This is a genomic window from Halomonas sp. H10-9-1 (assembly GCF_040147005.1).
GTDB lineage: Bacteria > Pseudomonadota > Gammaproteobacteria > Pseudomonadales > Halomonadaceae > Halomonas.
The window spans coordinates 3,269,481-3,285,098 of sequence record NZ_JAMSHO010000001.1 but is presented as its reverse complement, the minus strand read 5'-3'; the positions used below and the strand labels follow the sequence as shown (position 1 = coordinate 3,285,098).

The following is a 15,618-nucleotide window of genomic DNA, read 5'->3' as shown; positions in this document are numbered from 1 at the left end:
GATCCTTCTCAGTGTTCCAGTGTCAAGCCTTCGGCCAACCAGGCCTTCTTTCCACCCACATAGTGGTAGACCGCGGTGTAGCCGAGGCGGGCCAGTCGTTCGGCGGCACGGCCGGCCCGTTTGCAGTCTTCACTGGTACAATACACGACGATGGTCGCTTGCCTGTCGGGTAGCCGGCGGGGCGCCTCGTCCAGGATGTCGTCGGAGACGATGTTGATGGCCCCCGGCAGGTGTCCCTTGGTGAAGGTCTCGGCCGGCAGGGTATCCACCAGGGTGAACTCCCGGTGTCGCCGCTGCCAGTCACGTAGGGTGGCGGTATCGATCGTTGTCATGGTACCTCCTGGCTTGGCGTGATGTTCCTCTTCCATCCTCGCCGAGGCTTTCCGGCCTCTCTTCCTGGTTTCCCGGTTGAACGCCGGCGCAAGGACTGTCCCGCAGGAATCCCCTACAGGCCCGTCACCCAAGCGGGAAGCATCTGCACCGCCCAGGTCTGCAGGACCTTGTCGACGCCGGTGAGCACGAGTCCTCCCAACAGCAGTAGTGTCCAGCCCAGCAGGCGTTTACCGAGGTCCGCGCTCTTCATGGCCGTGGCATTCCAGCGGGCGATCGCCCGGCTCGACAACAGGCCGGCCGCCAGCAGGACCGCCGCCGTGCCCGCGCCGAACATCAGCATCACCAGAAAGGCGAGGCCCATCTGCTGGCCCATGGACGCCAGCCCGATCGCTGCGCCCAGGGTGGGGCCCACACAGGGAAGCCAGACGAGGCCCAGCAGCAGGCCCACGCCGAATTGGCCATACCAGCGCTCGGCGCTGGCGTCGAGATTCCACCGGGACGTTACAAACGACAGCCCCGATGTCAGGCGGTTGGCCAGGGGCTTGATCACCAGCATGGCCCCGGCGGCCAGCAGGATGACGGCGGCGAGGTAACGGAACGATTCCGGGTCCAGCCCCAGGTTGACCAGGAAAAACATCAGCACACTGCCGGCCACGGCGAAGGACAGGCTCAACCCACCGGCCAGGGCCAGGGGGCCGAAGCGACCGGTGGTGGTGGACGAGGCGATGACCACCGGTACCAGGGGCCAGACGCAGGGCGAGAGGATGCCCACCACCCCCGCCAGGAAGGCGAGGGGGAGCGCCGTCAGTTCAAGAGCCATCGGTCACGGCATTGAGTTGGCTGAAAATCTTCTCCTTGCGAGTTTCCCCGACGGCGAACCAGACCTGCTCGGTGCCCGAGAACAGCACCAGCGTCGACTGATGTGGGGCCTTGAAATGGGTCACCCATTGCTTCTGGGTATCGTAGTCCACGTTCAGGATATGCAGCCCGGCGTCCGGGTACTGCTGCTGGTATTCGGTGAGAACCTGCTTTTGCCTCTGGCAGTTCGGACACCATGGCGCGCTGATGTGCACCAGCACACTTTCCCCCTGCTCCTGCAACGTCTCGAACCGCTCCATGCTGAACGGCTCGGCGTCCAACGCCATCGCCGCCGGTGCCAATATCAGGGAAAACAGCAACACGACATATCCCGTCAGGGCCGAGAGTGGTTTGCGAATCACGAGTCTTTTTCCTCTTGCTATCACTTGGGCGGTAGCGACCGCCGACGTTCGTTCAGGATGTGTCATGACCCGCCGTGCCTGCCCAGATAACGGTCCAGCCCCCACAGCAGCAGGCCGAACAGCAGGTGCGGCAGGGCGGACGCCGGAATCAGTTGGGGACCGATAGCCAGGCCGGCGAGTCCCCAGCCCACCACGGGGAAGAACACCACCAGGATCACGACCCACAGCACGGCGGCCAGGCCCAGCGCGGTCGGCAGGGTCTTGCGCGGGAAATAGCGCACGAACACCACCGATCAGAAGGTCACGTAGACCGTATGGAAGAGCAGGCCGATCGGCATCGGCAGGGGCCGTCCCAGCAAGGTCTCGGCGAAGGCCAGAGAAGGGGGCTTCGGGAAGGGGGATACGCCAGCCTTCAACAAGGCGACCATCACGATGGCGGTGAGCACCGACACCGCGATCCCGATGCCGATCGCCCTTGGCCAGGAGGGTTTGGTGGGGACTGTCTGGATCATCTTGCGCTCCCTTTTGATGAACGGTGTGGATGGACCCTCAGGCGAGGCGGAGGGTCACCGGTCGCGAGACGTGGGGCAGCGGGGCCCGCAGCTTTCCTCGGCCTCGCTGCAGCAGGCACCGACCAGGTGGTCCGTCAACGCCAGCAGGGCATCGAACACCGCGCGGTAATAGACGAACTGGCCCTCGCGGTGCGATTCGACCAGGCCGGCGGCGGCCAGCTTCTGCAAGTGGAAGGTCAGCGCATTCGGCGCCACGTCGAGGCGCTCGGCGAGCCTGCCTGCCGCCAGGCCGGTGGGGCCCGCCGCCGCCAACTGGCGAATCGCCGCCAGGCGAACGGGATGGGCGAGGGCGGTCAGTTTTCTGGCGACGATGTCGTCGCTGTTCTGGCGTCCGCAACCGTGTGCCATGGACTCATGCCCTCGGGTCGCGCTGCGCTTGGCCCGCATCGGCACAACCGCCGATTGGGCCGCAACCGCAGCTTCCGGCCCTTTTCGATGCGACGCGACGGCGCAGGTAGAGATAACCGCCGACCGCGCCAAGCGCGGCGATGCCGAGCCCGATCTGTCCCGCCAGCGCTAGGCCGACTCCACCGGCGGCGAAGAACGCGGCCAGGAAAGGGACGACCAGCGGGGCGCAGCAGACCGCGCAGGCCGTGAGCAGCACGCCGCCCGTCGCGACGGCCTTGCCGGAGGGGCTGGAGGATGTCTTGCTCATGATGGGTTCCTCTCGGGTTCGGGCGCTAAGTGGATGAGCTCGATCGGCTGTCTGGCGACGATGTCGCCATCGTCCTGGGTCAATATTTCAATAATAAATGAACTCTATATTTCATGCAATAATGAAATATAGGCGTCACGCAACATGGTGTCGGCTTCAAATCCTTGACCAAGCTCTGAGCTCAGAGCTTGCCCCCTGCGGGTAGCTCAAGCCGGTTGTGGCCAGCGGAATACCAATGCCGTTGAACAGGAACGCCGGCGAGACGTTCTCGGCGTAGGCGGGGTAACATCACCACCCGTACATCGGCATCCTGCCGCGCCCGGATCACGCCACCGGTGGTATTCTTCTCCTTGATGGGGTCGGCATGGCCAGCAGCTCCACCGAACGACCGCCCACGGCAGCGAAGATTACCATGGCGCCGTCGCCGCGCAGGCGCACGGCCTCGCTTTGTTCGGCTGCCCCTCCACATGCTCGCGTTCCATCAACAAGCGGTTGCTGAGCGGAGCGGGCCGTCTGCCCCCTGACCCACCACGCCCTTGCCATTGAGGGAGTCGAATGCCGACGTCCCGGACAGGTCAGTTACTCACCGGGCGTAAGGCAACGAAGTAGGAACGGCCCTCGCGGTTGATGAGCACTGGGACGACTTGCTCTTGGGGTAAGTTGGCGGCCATATCGGCCAGTTGCTCCGCACTCTCCACCGACTGCTGGCCGATGCTCATCAGCACATCCCCTGGCCGGATCCCGGCCGCTGCCGCGCTGCCGGCGGGATCGACGCTGACGATACGCACGCCCTGCTTGATACCCAGCTGGCGACGCTCAAGCTCGCTCAGAGACTGCACTGTAATACCCAGTCGCACCGGACCGCCGTCGCTATCACCCTGGTTAGCAACCACATCCGGCCACTCCCCGACTGTCAGGGTGATGGGCTGCTTTTCACCATCGCGCAGCACCGAGAGTTCGACTTCCTCACCGGGCGTCACTTCGCCCACAAGTCGGGGAAGCGTGGTGGAATGATCCACCTCCTCGCCATTCACCTTCAGGATAACGTCTCCTGCTTGGAGACCACCCTTGGCTGCCGGTCCGCGAGGGTCCAGATCTGCGATCAAGGCTCCTTCCGCCTGTTCCATGCCGAAGGATTCCGCCAGGTCCTTGGAGACCGGCTGGATCCTGACACCTAGCCAGCCACGGTTCACGAAGCCGTCATCACGCAGTTGGTCGGCCACATCCATGGCCACATCGATCGGGATGGCAAACGAAAGGCCCATATAACCGCCGCTACGGGTCAGGATCTGGGAGTTGATACCCACGACCTCACCGTCCAGGTTGAACAGCGGACCGCCTGAGTTACCCGGGTTTATGGCCACGTCGGTCTGGATGAAGGGCACATAAACATCCTGGGGCAGGGTACGGTTGATGGCGCTGATGATGCCCGCGGTCACGGAATGGTCGAAGCCGAAGGGCGAGCCGATGGCGGCGACCCACTGTCCGACCTTGAGGTCGGAGGACTCGCCCAGCTCCAGGGTGGGCAGGTTGTCCGCCTCGACCTTGAGCACCGCCACGTCGGTCTTCTCGTCGGCACCAACCAGCTCGGCCTCGAGTTCACGGCGGTCGTTGAGGCGCACCAGGATCTCGTCGGCATCCTTGACCACATGGGCGTTGGTCATGATGTAGCCGTCTTCATCGAAGATGAAGCCCGATCCCAGTGACTGACGTGGCTCCTCATTGCGATTGGGCGCCCCGCCGGGTGGCATCGGGATGCGGTCGCCGAAGAACTCTCGAAAGATCTCCGGCACCTCCTGCCCCCCAAACTGCCGAGAGGACGTCATGGACCTCTCAACCTCCCGTGAGGTGGAGATGTTGACGACGGCCGGCGCGGCCTTGTCGACCAGCGCCGTGAAGTCTGGCAGCCGTGGCTCGGCGAGGACTGGCGTCGCCAGCATCAAGAGTAAAGCTAGGCTCATCAGCCAGGTGTGCGAGTGAGGCTTGGGTATCACAATGGGCTCCTTCCGGGGCATGGGAGATGGTAACCATGTCTGTTACAGCGCCCACTATGCAAAGTTCCACCACGCCTAGCCTTGGCTCGGTATTCATTATAATTCGGGCTTGAAGCTCGAGTTGGTATAGGTTTTATACTGTCGCGTCATCAGGTGACACCACAAGGACGACGCATGGAACATCATCACGATCATCCCCATCTTGACCCCACCTCTGGTGACCGTCGGGTGAGCATCGCCATCTGGGCCAACGGGATATTGACCGTTGCTCAGATTGTTGGGGGTATCCTGGCGGGAAGCCTCTCGCTGATCGCGGATGCGCTGCATAATTTTTCCGACATGGCGGCGCTCGTCATTGCCTTTGCGGCCCGCAAGATAGCAAGACGACCGCCAGACTCACAGATGACGTTTGGCTATGGACGAATCGAGATTGTGGCGGCGCTGATCAACTACACCACGCTCATTCTCGTCGGCGTCTACCTGATTTACGAAGGCGCCATGCGCATGATCGACCCGCCAGCGGTTCAGGGCTGGATCATCGTTGTCATCGGTGCCGTCGCCTTAGCAGTCGACGCGCTCACGGCCTTGCTTACCTGGTCGATGCAAAAGCATAGCGTCAATATTCGGGCCCTGTTTCTGCACAACCTATCTGATGCGCTTGCGTCCCTCGCCGTGATCATTGGGGGCTCGCTGATTCTGCTATACGACATGCGCTGGGTAGACCCCGCGATTACGATCGGCATTGCGCTCTATATTCTTTATCTCGCCTTTACGGAGATTGGTGGCCCTATCCGGACACTGATGTTGGGATCGCCACCCGATATCGACGGCCAATCAGTCATTGATGCGCTGCGTGACGTCGAGGGTGTCCAGGATGTACATCATGTCCACCTATGGCAAATGCAGGAAAGCACTGCCGCGCTTGACTGTCACGTGGTGCTCACGGAAGCCGGCTGGCAGCAGCTTGAGGCGATCAAGGCGGATATCAAGGCTCAGCTAAAAGCGCGCTTTGACATTGGCCACTCCAGCTTGGAATTCGAGCATATTGATCATGCGCATCAGAGAGCCAATCTTTATGGGCATGGATGACACGTCACTATTCGCCGACTTAGGCACCCAACAGCGGTTGAGATCTACTCAGCAGCTCTCTGGTCTTGCTTTCCGCTTAACCACTTGAATTGGAGAAGTCAATGTACAAAAAAGCGACGTTTATCCTGGTTGGCGCGTTGATGCTGACCGCCCTCATCGTGATCGTAGCGAGACCCTCGTTGTTGGGCATGGGCGCCGAGGCGGCCAGCCAGGATGGCGCTCAGGCCGAAAACTCTCTGGTGCGCTCACACTCGCCTATTCTGGGGCCGGAAGAAGCGCCGGTGACCATCGTGGAGTTCTTCGACCCGGCCTGTGAGGCCTGCCGTGCCTTCTATCCGCTGACCAAGCGCATCCAGGAAGAGTATCCCGACCAGGTGCGGTTGGTGGTGCGCTACACGCCCTTCCACGGAGACGTGTCCGATACCGCCATTCGCGTGCTGGAAGTCGCCAGGCGCCAGGACGTCTTCCAGCCGGTGCTGGAAGCGTTGCTGGCCCGGCAGAGCCAGTGGGCGGCTCATGGCAGCTTCGATGAGGCCGCTATTCTGGATATCGCCAGCGAGGCCGGTCTGGACAGGGCTGCAGCAGAGGAACAACTTGATTCCCCCGAGGTACAAGCGGTCATTGACCAGGACAAGGAAGACGTCAAGGCCAACCAGATCCGCCAGACGCCGACCTTTTTCGTCAATGGTGAGCTGTTGGACCCCTTCGGCATGCAGGAACTGGTCGACGCCGTCAATCGTGAGGTGACCGAGGTCGCTGGCGAGGACGATGCGTCATGACACGGCGCTGGTTGCTGCTAGGGTTGGTGGGTCTGGGCCCTCTGCTGGCCGAGGCCCATTGGCAAGAGAACACCTTGCTATCACCGAGCGAACCGGCATCGGCCAGGGCACAAGCTCTCGCGCAGAGGGGCTCAGCGCCCTTGGCCGTTCAGCCGCCCGAGATCGTCGCCCAAGAGCTCACCGTGGCACCAGGGGATACCCTGAACGCACTGCTGTTGCAGCTTGGCGTGAATGCCGAGACGCGCACCCAAGCGTTGACATCGCTGGCGGGGAGGTTCGACCCAAGAGGCTTGCGGCCTGGAGACCGTCTCACTGTCACCTCTCTGACGACCGGACAGCCGGTGTCGGTGGCCATCGAGCGTGACTCGGGTATTCAATACGTCGTTACACTGGGGGAGCGGCCGTCGACGCGGATTGTCCCGCCTCGTCTCGACACCCTGACTCTGGGCCGTGAAGTGGACATCGAAACGTCACTTTATGCCGCCTTGGCGGCAGAGGGGATACCCACGCGTTTCGCCATGGACCTCGAGGTGCTGCTAGGCGGACTCATGGACACAGCCCGAGATATCTCTGGCGCGGAGCGCCTGCAGTTACTGTGGGAAGAGGATCGCCGAGAGGATGGCACGCGAGTCGGGCCTCCCCGTCTGACCTATATGGGATTGGCTGACCCGTCGGCACGACTGGAGATGGTATGGCCGACGGACCAGAGAGCCACCGTGATGCTCTTCAAGGACGGTAGCCTTGTGGAGACGAAGCGGTTCCCGGTGCTCGGCGCACGCCTGACGTCCGCCTTCGGCAATCGACGCCATCCCGTTTACGGTGGGGTACGTCGTCATGACGGCGTCGACCTTGCCGCCCCTCGCGGCACCCCAGTCATGGCGACGGCGCCGGGGCGGGTCTCCTTCGTCGGTCGCCGGGGAGGTTATGGTCGTGTCGTGGAGGTAGAGCACGAGAGGGGCACTCTCAGTCGCTATACGCATCTCAGTCGCTTCGCCTCCGGCCTGTCGGTCGGGGACGCCATCAATGCCGGCGACACGCTGGGTGAAGTCGGGGCCTCCGGACTCACCACGGGGCCCAACCTGCACTACGAAGTGAGAGTGGGTGACCGACCTGTCGATCCCCTGGAGGAGGGGCAGCGCATCATTCTGGGGGAGTCACCGACACCCCAGGATTATCGAAGCGCGCTCTTCGAGGCTCGTGGTCGTCTGAAAAAAGCCATCGGTACGTCTGGTCTGGTCGCCTTGGATAATCGATAGGCCGCCAGGCTGGCTTGTTGTATGAGACGCAGCGGTGGCCATGTAATGGCTATCGTCGTGTGACTCAACATTCCCTGCAGTACCAACCCTCCAAAGGGGAAGGGTCTATGGAAGGTGTCTCTCCAGTCACGCTGGGGTTTTTGGGTAGTCTTGCCGCCGGTTCGATGACCGCGATCGGAGCGCTACCTATCCTGATCAGCAAGGCGCCCGATCGTGCCGTTCGCGACCTGGCACTCGGATTCGCCGCCGGTGTCATGCTGGCGGCGTCCTTCTTTTCACTGATCATTCCCTCCCTGGAAGCCTCTGGACTGCGCTATGGCGGTAGCGTCTTGCCTGCCGTCATTGCCTGCGCGTCGATACTGATGGGGATGGGGCTGGTCGCCCTGCTGAATGAGCGACTCCCCCACGAGCATTTCGAGCAGGGGCGTGAAGGGCCACAGGCAGCATCGCTTCGCCGAATCTGGCTGTTCATCATTGCCATCACGATCCACAACCTGCCAGAGGGTCTGGCGGTTGGTGTGGCTTTTGGAGCAGGGGGAAGCGAAGGGGGACTTCCCCTTGCCATCGGTATCGGCCTGCAGAATGCGCCGGAAGGCCTGGCGGTGGCAGTGGCACTGCTGGGTGAAGGCTATTCACGCTGGCGATCCTGGACCATTGCCTCCCTCACCGGGCTGGTAGAGCCGCTGGGTGGCCTGCTAGGTGCGGGAGTCGTCAGCATGTCACAAGTGCTGCTCCCCTGGGGGCTGGCCTTCGCCGCCGGCGCCATGCTCTATGTCATCAGCCATGAGATCATTCCCGAGACCCACCGAAGTGGCCACCAGAACAAGGCGACGTTGGGGCTCTCGGTGGGGTTGGTACTCATGCTGTTCCTGGATGTCTCGCTGGGCTAGCTTGCCGACCCTTCCAGGCGCCTACCCCAGGTCGTGAGCGCCTCCGTGGGCCTGGTCGCTGATACAAAGCTGATGATCGCTCAACACTTCGATGATCCGGCAGCTTTCGACCTTCCCCCCGGCACACTGGCTGACCATCCGTTTGAGCTCGTCACGCAGTGCGGAGAGCCTTTGGAGCCGCGACTCGACCTCCTCCAGGTGATGCTTGGCAATAGCATCGACCTCCTGGCAGGGCATGTCGGGCTGGTCTGACATGGCCAGCAGTTCACGCACCGCTTCCACCGAGAAGCCGAAGTCCCGGGCATGGCGGATGAAGGTCAGTCGCCTGACGGCCTCCTCTCCGTAGCGGCGTTGACCGCCCTCGGTACGGGATGCATCGCCCACCAACCCGATGCGCTCGTAATATCTCACCGTTTCAGGCTTGCAGCCGGCACGCCGTGCCAGCTCGCCGATACCGATAGTCCTATCCGGGACGTGGGACGTGTCGACAGAGTTGGTCATGGTGGCATCTCCGTAAAAACCATCAGCGTCTGAACTACCCCAGAGTTGCAAGGGAGGGAAAGAGATCCACCATGACACTTGAAAGTTGGGTCATGGTGCCTGTCGCAATCGCAATCCCCATGACGATCACAATCGTGCCCGCCACAGGCCTTGTATAGGCACTCCACCTCCCGAGCTTCCGGCTGTGCTGCGTCAAGACGTTCAGAAAGAGCGTGCTGGCCAGGAAGGGCAGTGCCAGACCAAGTGAATAGGTCGTCAGATAGACCATGCCGGCCTGGGCGCTGGGGGCACTGGCAGTCGCCATCAGGATGGCTCCCAGGATGGGGCCGATACAGGGTGTCCAGCCAATGGCGAAGGACACGCCAAAGATGGTTGCCGATAGCGGTGAGCCACCCTGGACATTGGGTGAGAACTGCAGCGTTCGTTGCAACAGCGGCAAGCGAAGTATACCGGTCATGAAGACGCCCAGGAGGATGACCACGCTTCCGGTAATCCAGTTGAACTCGTTCCGATAGCCTCGAAGCAGCTGACCAATGCTGCTGGCCCCCAAGCCCAGCATGATGAAGACCATGGTGAAACCCAGGATGAAGAAAGAACTGAGTATCAGGGCTTCGAGGCGCTTATCCGTTTTCCCGGCGCTTCCTCCCGTGACGACCGACAGGTATGCCGGGAGCAAGGGCAGAGTACAGGGAGAAAAGAATGAGACAAGGCCACCCGCGAAGGCGCCCAGCAAGCCAATGGACGACAAGGATTCCAACGTGCCCTCCCTCCCAGAGAACCGCCCTTCGGGCTGTAACCGATGGGGCTTGAAGCTGTAGTTGCTACAGGGTTTATGCTTTCGCATACTACATCATCCCACGGAGTCACACCATGGAGAAATCGACACGCTCTGAGGACTCGTCTGCCTTGAAGCTGCGCGTCGAGGGCATGGACTGCGGCGGCTGCGAGCGTAAGGTCGAGGCCGCCCTGGGTCGCCTGGAAGGCATCGAGGAGGTGTCGGCCAGCTCGGTCACCGGCTCGGTCACGATCCAGCCCCACGAGCACTCGACGCCCTCGCCTGAGTCGATCGAGAAGACGCTCATTGAGCTCGGCTACCGCCTCGTCGGCCAGGATGAGGAAAGTGAATCCACTATCACGCCGGACTCCTGGTGGCAGACCGCCAAGGGGCGCCTGGTGCTCGTCACCGGAGGGCTGCTGGTACTGGCCTTCGCCTTGCGCTTGACCTGGCCAGCGCTGGGCAACTGGCCCTTCGTCGCGGCCACCCTGGTGGGCCTGGTGCCCATCGTGCAATCTGCTTGGGGCGCGCTGAAGATGCGCAACCCCTTCACCATTGAGATGCTGATGAGCATCGCCGCCCTGGGTGCCCTGGCCATCGATGCCGCTGCCGAGGCGGCGGTGGTGGTCTTCCTATTCGCCGTGGGCGAACTGCTGGAAGGCGTGGCCGCCTCACGGGCACGACGCAGCATCTCGGCCCTGGCGGACCTGACGCCGTCTACCGCGAGGCTGATGGAGGATGGGGATACCCGGGAGGTTTCGGCCGCCACGCTCAAGCCCGGTCAGCGGGTGCTGGTGCGACCGGGCGACCGCGTGCCCTGCGATGGGCGCATTCTGGCCGGCGAATCCGACCTGGATGAGTCACCGATCAACGGGGAGTCGATGCCCCGCTCGCGTGCACCGGGTGATGACATCTTCGCCGGCACGGTCAACCTCGATGCCGCCCTGGAAGTCGAGGTGACGCGCGGCGCCGAGGACAATACCATCGCTCGGGTCATCCGGCTGGTCGAGGAGGCCCAGGCCGCCAAGGCGCCGGTGGCGCGCTTCATCGACCGCTTCGCTCGTTACTATATGCCGGCGGTGGTGGGGCTCGCCTTGCTGATGGCGGTGGTGCCGCCGCTGGTCTCGACCATGGCCTGGTCGGAATCGGTCTATCGCGCCCTGGCCCTGCTGTTGATCGCCTGTCCCTGTGCCCTGGTGATCTCGACCCCCGCGGCGATTGCCGCCGGCCTCTCGGCGGGTGCCCGCCGTGGGTTGCTGATCAAGGGGGGCGCGGTGCTTGAACAGCTGGGCAAGCTGCGGACGGTGGCACTGGACAAGACCGGCACCCTCACCGCCGGCAGTCCCCGGGTCACCGACGTGGAGGACTGGGCCACCGACCAAGGCGAGCACGAGGTCCTGAGGCTGGCGGCCGCGATGGAGCGTGACTCCAGTCACCCCATCGCGATGGCGATCCTTGCCCATGCGCAGCAGCTGGGCCTTTCCATCCCCCAGGCGAACGGCAACCACGCCCTTTCGGGTCGTGGCGTCGCCGGTCGGGTCGAGGGGCGTGAGCTGAGCTTGGTCTCCCCCCGGCAACTGACAGAGCAGGCCGCTCTCGATGACGGCCTGAGCGCCCGAATCGCCGAGCTGGAATACGCCGGCAAGAGTCTCGCCGTGCTGGTCGAAGGCGAGCGGCCGCTGGGCCTGATCGCCGTTCGTGACGAGCCGCGAGAGGATGCGATCGAGGGGCTCACCGCCCTGTCACGCCTGGGTGTCGAGGCGGTCATGCTCAGTGGCGACAATGCGCGCACGGCGGCGGCCATCGGTGGCTCTCTGGGTATCGAGGCGCATGGCGAGCTGATGCCCGAGGACAAGGCCCGGCGCGTGCAGGAGTGGCAGGCCACCGGACGCGGGCCTGTCGGCAAGGTGGGGGACGGGATCAATGATGCCCCGGCACTGGCGGCAGCCGATGTCGGCATCGCCATGGGTGGCGGCACCGACGTGGCGCTGGAAACCGCGGATGCGGCCCTGCTCAAGAACCGCGTCACCGGCATCGCCGAGCTGATCGACCTGTCCCGGGCCACCCTGCGCAACGTCAAGACCAACGTCGCCCTGGCGCTGGGCCTGAAGGCCATCTTCCTGGTGACCACGGCATTTGGCATCACCGGCATGTGGATCGCGGTGATGGCGGATACCGGCGCCACCGTGCTGGTGACCCTGAACGCCATGCGGCTGCTGGGCTATCGCTTCTCGCCAGGCACCGCGACGAGCAGATCGGCAAGCCCGCGCTACAGGGAAGCCACGTCATGAGGACAGAGCGGATAGCGATAGCGCCGCAAGGCCGGTACTGGTTGGCACTGGCCAGCGTGGTCGCCTTGGCCGACCAGGCCATCAAGGGGCTGGTGCAGGCGCTGATGCCGTATGGCCAGGCCATCCCGCTAGCCCCTTTCTTCAACTGGGGCCACTGGTGGAACACGGGGGCGGCATTCAGCTTCCTCGCCGAGGCCGGCGGATGGCAGCGCTATCTGTTCCTGGGCCTGACGGGGTTGGTGACCATCGTACTGACGATCCTGCTGAGCAGGCCGAGACCTCGCCTGGAAGCGCTGGGTTACAGCTTGATGCTGGGTGGCGCGCTGGGCAATGGCATCGACCGCCTGGCACGAGGGTATGTCGTAGACTACCTGGACGTCTACTGGCGTGAGTGGCACTGGCCCGCCTTCAACCTGGCGGATATCGCCCTGTTCCTGGGTGTCATCGCCTTTGCGATTGCGGCCTTGCGTGAACGCCCCTCTCCCAGCGGATCAGAGTAGCGTCATGGACGCAGACAGCCAGTCGATGCGCTATCTGACGCTTCTGGACCGGATCTCCCCGGCCCTCGGTTACTGGCTCGCTGTCACCGCCGGCGTGTTGACCACCCTCAGCGCCGCGCCCTTCGCGCTGTGGTGGCTGGGCCCGGTGGCGGTGGCCCTGGTCTATTTCGGCATCCATGCCCTGACACCCGCCCAGGCCGCCCTCCGCGGTTGGTGTTATGGCGTAGGGCTGTTTGGCTCTGGGGTCTCATGGGTGTTCGTTGCGATCCACGACTATGGCTATACGGGGACGCCCCTGGCGCTCTTCCTCACCGGTCTGTTCGTAGCCAGCCTGGCGCTGTTCTTCGCCGCCCCCTTCTGGGTTTATCGGCGCGTCACGGGCCCGCGTCTGGCCTTCTTCAGCTTCGCCGGGGTCTGGGTACTGAGCGAGTGGCTACGTACCTGGCTATTCACCGGTTTTCCCTGGCTGCTGCTGGGGACTTCTCAGGTGGAGTCGCCGCTGGCGGCCTGGGCACCAATCGGCGGGGTCTATCTGCTGTCGCTGATCACCGCACTGACCGGTACCCTGAGCATCGAGTTGCTGCGCCATCGCTGGTGGGCCGCCGCACTGGTTGCTGCCATTTGGCTGGCCCCGCTGGCGTTGCCCACCCAGTGGACCTCTCCGTCCGGCGAGCCGCTGCGAGTGGCCCTGCTGCAGGGCAACCTGGACCAGGCGATCAAGTGGACGCCCGATGGCCAGAGTGAGGCGGCCAACATCTACACGGTATTGACCCTTGCACAGTCCAACGACCTCGACCTGGTTGTCTGGCCCGAGGCGGCCCTGCCGATGTTCGAGCGCGAGGCGCGGCCGATCCTGGAGCGGGTGCATTCCAACCTCGCGCCCGACACCGCCCTGCTCACCGGGATCCTGCAGCGCGACGGCGGCGACTACTACAACAGCGTGATCGGCCTGGGCGCCGCCGAGGGCGAGTATCGCAAGGCGCGCCTGGTGCCCTTCGGCGAATACCTGCCGCTTGAACGTCTGCTCGCCGGCACTATTGCCTTCTTCGACCTGCCCATGCCGACCATGACGCCCGGGCCCGAGGGTCAGGGGCCGATCCACGCCGCCGGCACCACCATCGGCAACGCCATCTGCTACGAGATCATCTATGCCGACCGGGTCGCCGAGCAGGCGCGCGGTGCCGAGCTGCTGCTGACGGTCTCCAACGACACCTGGTTCGGCCGTTCCATCGGCCCCCAACAGCACCTGCAGATGGCCCGCCTGCGCGCCCTGGAGAACGGCCGCTATCTTATCCGCGCCACCAGCAATGGCGTGACCGCCATCGTCGATCCTCAGGGCCGCGTCACGGCCCTCGCACCGCAGTTCCAGACTACGAGCCTTCGTGGCGAGGCGCTGCCCATGGCGGGGTACACGCCGTTCACCCGTACCGGTAGCTGGCCGACCTGGCTGTTGGCCGCATTACTGGTGCTGCTTGGATGGCAACTCAACACACGTCGGTCTGGATGATAATGGTCCAGTCGAAAAGGGAGAGAATGATGGCTTTATCGGAACCTCACTCTGGTACAGCGAGGAAAGCTCCATTGTGGGAGCTCCGAACACGCACACTGGTGGGGGTGCTGGTCGTTTGGCTGGCACTCATCGGCGTTGCTCAGGCCGAAGAGGAGGGCGAATGGCCCCGCGGCCACTATCCGCTGCCTGAGGAAGGCAATGTGATTGGCGACACCTACCGCGTAACGGTGGAGGATCGAGAAGATACCCTGATCGACATCGCCAGGCGACACAACCTGGGGTACAGGGAGATCGTGCGCGCCAATCCGGATGTGAGCATCTGGATTCCCGGCGAGGGTACCGAGGTGACCATACCCGGGCGCTTCATCCTGCCCGATGTGGAGCGCACCGGGATCGTCATCAACATCGCCGAGCTGCGCCTCTACTACTATCCGAAGGTTGACGATGGTGAAACGCCACGTGTCGAGACCTATCCCATCGGCATCGGTCGCGAGGGGTTCGATACGCCCCTCGGCGTGACCGAAACCACCATGAATATCAAGAACCCTGCCTGGTACCCACCCGAGTCGGTCCAGCGTGAAGCCAGGGCGCGTGGAGAGGAGGCGCCCAGCGTGGTGCCTCCGGGCCCGGACAATCCGCTGGGAGACCATGCCATTATTCTGGGTTTCGACGGCTACTTGATTCATGGCACCAACCAGCCGGATGGTATCGGCATGCGTGCCAGCCGTGGCTGTATTCGCATGTTCCCTGGGGACATCGAGTCGATTTTCGATCGCGTGCCCGCCGGCACCCGGGTCCAAATCGTCAACCAGCCCATCAAGATCGGCTGGGATGAAGGGCAGCCGCTGGTTCAGGCATTCCCGCCTCTGGAGGCAGAAGGGCATAGCATGTCCGAGTTGGTAGACACCGTCACACGCCTCAACCAACGCAAGGCCGAGGGCATATCCTTCGATTATGAACAGCTTCGCGGCCTGTTGGATGACCCCAGCGGTCGCATGGTATCCCTGAACCCCAAGCCGGAGCCGGAGCCGGAGCCGGATAGAAAGCACGACACTGGCTACCAGGGTATCTACGCAGAACTCGCGCTGCATAGGCCATGACGACGACGACATGGCGAGTCTTGTCAGTCTCGTGACGCTGACATTCGGTCGTGGCTTATCCAGGGTCTATCGCCCTCTGCATGGCCACTGGCGGTGCGTTGGCGGTGTACCCAACCACTGAACAAGTGCCGTGCGTTGGGGTGCGGCCTTCCT

At 63.4% G+C, this 15,618-nt stretch carries 18 protein-coding genes; 8 read left to right on the top strand and 10 right to left on the bottom strand.

Features of this window, described 5'->3' with window-relative positions; translation table 11 throughout:
- Nucleotides 1–8: 8 nt before the first annotated feature.
- From NFH66_RS15235 to NFH66_RS15200, 8 genes are all read right to left on the bottom strand, one after another.
- A complete protein-coding gene (locus NFH66_RS15235; RefSeq protein ID WP_161430999.1) occupies nucleotides 9–332 on the bottom strand; it encodes a rhodanese-like domain-containing protein in 324 nt (107 codons plus the stop codon).
- Nucleotides 333–445: 113 nt separating this feature from the next.
- A complete protein-coding gene (locus tag NFH66_RS15230) occupies nucleotides 446–1,153 on the bottom strand; it encodes a cytochrome c biogenesis CcdA family protein (RefSeq protein WP_161431001.1) in 708 nt (235 codons plus the stop codon).
- The gene (locus NFH66_RS15225) at nucleotides 1,143–1,553 is read right to left on the bottom strand and encodes a thioredoxin family protein (RefSeq protein ID WP_205743493.1); all 411 of its coding nucleotides are present in this window, start codon (nucleotides 1,551–1,553) and stop codon (nucleotides 1,143–1,145) included. Before NFH66_RS15225 ends, NFH66_RS15230 begins: the two co-directional genes overlap by 11 nt.
- A 62-nt stretch (nucleotides 1,554–1,615) precedes the next feature.
- Nucleotides 1,616–1,834 (bottom strand): hypothetical protein, encoded by a 219-nt coding sequence (locus NFH66_RS15220; protein ID WP_349611007.1) that lies wholly within the window; start codon nucleotides 1,832–1,834, stop codon nucleotides 1,616–1,618.
- A gap of 12 nt (nucleotides 1,835–1,846) precedes the next feature.
- A complete protein-coding gene (locus tag NFH66_RS15215) occupies nucleotides 1,847–2,065 on the bottom strand; it encodes a hypothetical protein (RefSeq protein WP_349611005.1) in 219 nt (72 codons plus the stop codon).
- 54 nt (nucleotides 2,066–2,119) lie between these two features.
- Nucleotides 2,120–2,473, bottom strand: a complete 354-nt coding sequence (locus NFH66_RS15210) for an ArsR/SmtB family transcription factor (RefSeq protein WP_161431007.1) — start codon at nucleotides 2,471–2,473, stop codon at nucleotides 2,120–2,122.
- A 4-nt stretch (nucleotides 2,474–2,477) separates the two neighbouring features.
- Nucleotides 2,478–2,780 (bottom strand): hypothetical protein, encoded by a 303-nt coding sequence (locus NFH66_RS15205; RefSeq protein WP_161431009.1) that lies wholly within the window; start codon nucleotides 2,778–2,780, stop codon nucleotides 2,478–2,480.
- A 575-nt stretch (nucleotides 2,781–3,355) separates the two neighbouring features.
- Complete coding sequence (locus tag NFH66_RS15200; protein ID WP_349611755.1) at nucleotides 3,356–4,741, bottom strand: DegQ family serine endoprotease; 1,386 nt, start codon at nucleotides 4,739–4,741, stop codon at nucleotides 3,356–3,358.
- A gap of 207 nt (nucleotides 4,742–4,948) precedes the next feature.
- Between NFH66_RS15200 and NFH66_RS15195 the strand changes: the two genes are divergently transcribed.
- The 4 genes from NFH66_RS15195 to NFH66_RS15180 all read left to right on the top strand — a co-directional run bounded on the left by NFH66_RS15195 (nucleotide 4,949) and on the right by NFH66_RS15180 (nucleotide 8,788).
- Complete coding sequence (locus NFH66_RS15195; protein WP_349611004.1) at nucleotides 4,949–5,863, top strand: cation diffusion facilitator family transporter; 915 nt, start codon at nucleotides 4,949–4,951, stop codon at nucleotides 5,861–5,863.
- Between the two features lie 140 nt (nucleotides 5,864–6,003).
- Complete coding sequence (locus NFH66_RS15190) at nucleotides 6,004–6,642, top strand: DsbA family protein (RefSeq protein WP_349611003.1); 639 nt, start codon at nucleotides 6,004–6,006, stop codon at nucleotides 6,640–6,642.
- Nucleotides 6,639–7,898 carry a M23 family metallopeptidase gene (locus NFH66_RS15185; protein ID WP_089685294.1) on the top strand — a complete coding sequence of 420 codons (1,260 nt, stop codon included), beginning with the start codon at nucleotides 6,639–6,641 and terminating at the stop codon, nucleotides 7,896–7,898. Before NFH66_RS15190 ends, NFH66_RS15185 begins: the two co-directional genes overlap by 4 nt.
- Before the next feature lie 107 nt (nucleotides 7,899–8,005).
- Nucleotides 8,006–8,788 carry a ZIP family metal transporter gene (locus NFH66_RS15180; RefSeq protein WP_023007116.1) on the top strand — a complete coding sequence of 261 codons (783 nt, stop codon included), beginning with the start codon at nucleotides 8,006–8,008 and terminating at the stop codon, nucleotides 8,786–8,788.
- Between the two features lie 21 nt (nucleotides 8,789–8,809).
- Here NFH66_RS15180 and NFH66_RS15175 read toward each other — a convergent pair whose 3' ends face one another.
- Together NFH66_RS15175 and NFH66_RS15170 are read right to left on the bottom strand one after the other, a co-directional pair.
- Nucleotides 8,810–9,289, bottom strand: a complete 480-nt coding sequence (locus tag NFH66_RS15175; protein WP_349611002.1) for a MerR family transcriptional regulator — start codon at nucleotides 9,287–9,289, stop codon at nucleotides 8,810–8,812.
- A gap of 34 nt (nucleotides 9,290–9,323) precedes the next feature.
- Nucleotides 9,324–10,046 (bottom strand): cytochrome c biogenesis CcdA family protein, encoded by a 723-nt coding sequence (locus NFH66_RS15170; protein WP_134845723.1) that lies wholly within the window; start codon nucleotides 10,044–10,046, stop codon nucleotides 9,324–9,326.
- A 113-nt stretch (nucleotides 10,047–10,159) separates the two neighbouring features.
- Here NFH66_RS15170 and NFH66_RS15165 point away from each other — a divergent pair, with 113 nt between their 5' ends.
- From NFH66_RS15165 to NFH66_RS15150, 4 genes are all read left to right on the top strand, one after another.
- On the top strand, nucleotides 10,160–12,355 hold the full coding sequence (locus tag NFH66_RS15165) for a heavy metal translocating P-type ATPase (RefSeq protein ID WP_349611001.1): 2,196 nt from the start codon (nucleotides 10,160–10,162) through the stop codon (nucleotides 12,353–12,355).
- Entirely contained in the window at nucleotides 12,352–12,855 is a 504-nt protein-coding gene (gene lspA / locus NFH66_RS15160) for a signal peptidase II (RefSeq protein ID WP_349611000.1), read from the top strand. Before NFH66_RS15165 ends, lspA begins: the two co-directional genes overlap by 4 nt.
- A gap of 25 nt (nucleotides 12,856–12,880) precedes the next feature.
- Entirely contained in the window at nucleotides 12,881–14,362 is a 1,482-nt protein-coding gene (gene lnt / locus NFH66_RS15155; RefSeq protein WP_349611753.1) for an apolipoprotein N-acyltransferase, read from the top strand.
- Between the two features lie 74 nt (nucleotides 14,363–14,436).
- A complete protein-coding gene (locus NFH66_RS15150) occupies nucleotides 14,437–15,465 on the top strand; it encodes a L,D-transpeptidase family protein (protein ID WP_349610999.1) in 1,029 nt (342 codons plus the stop codon).
- Nucleotides 15,466–15,618 lie beyond the last annotated feature (153 nt).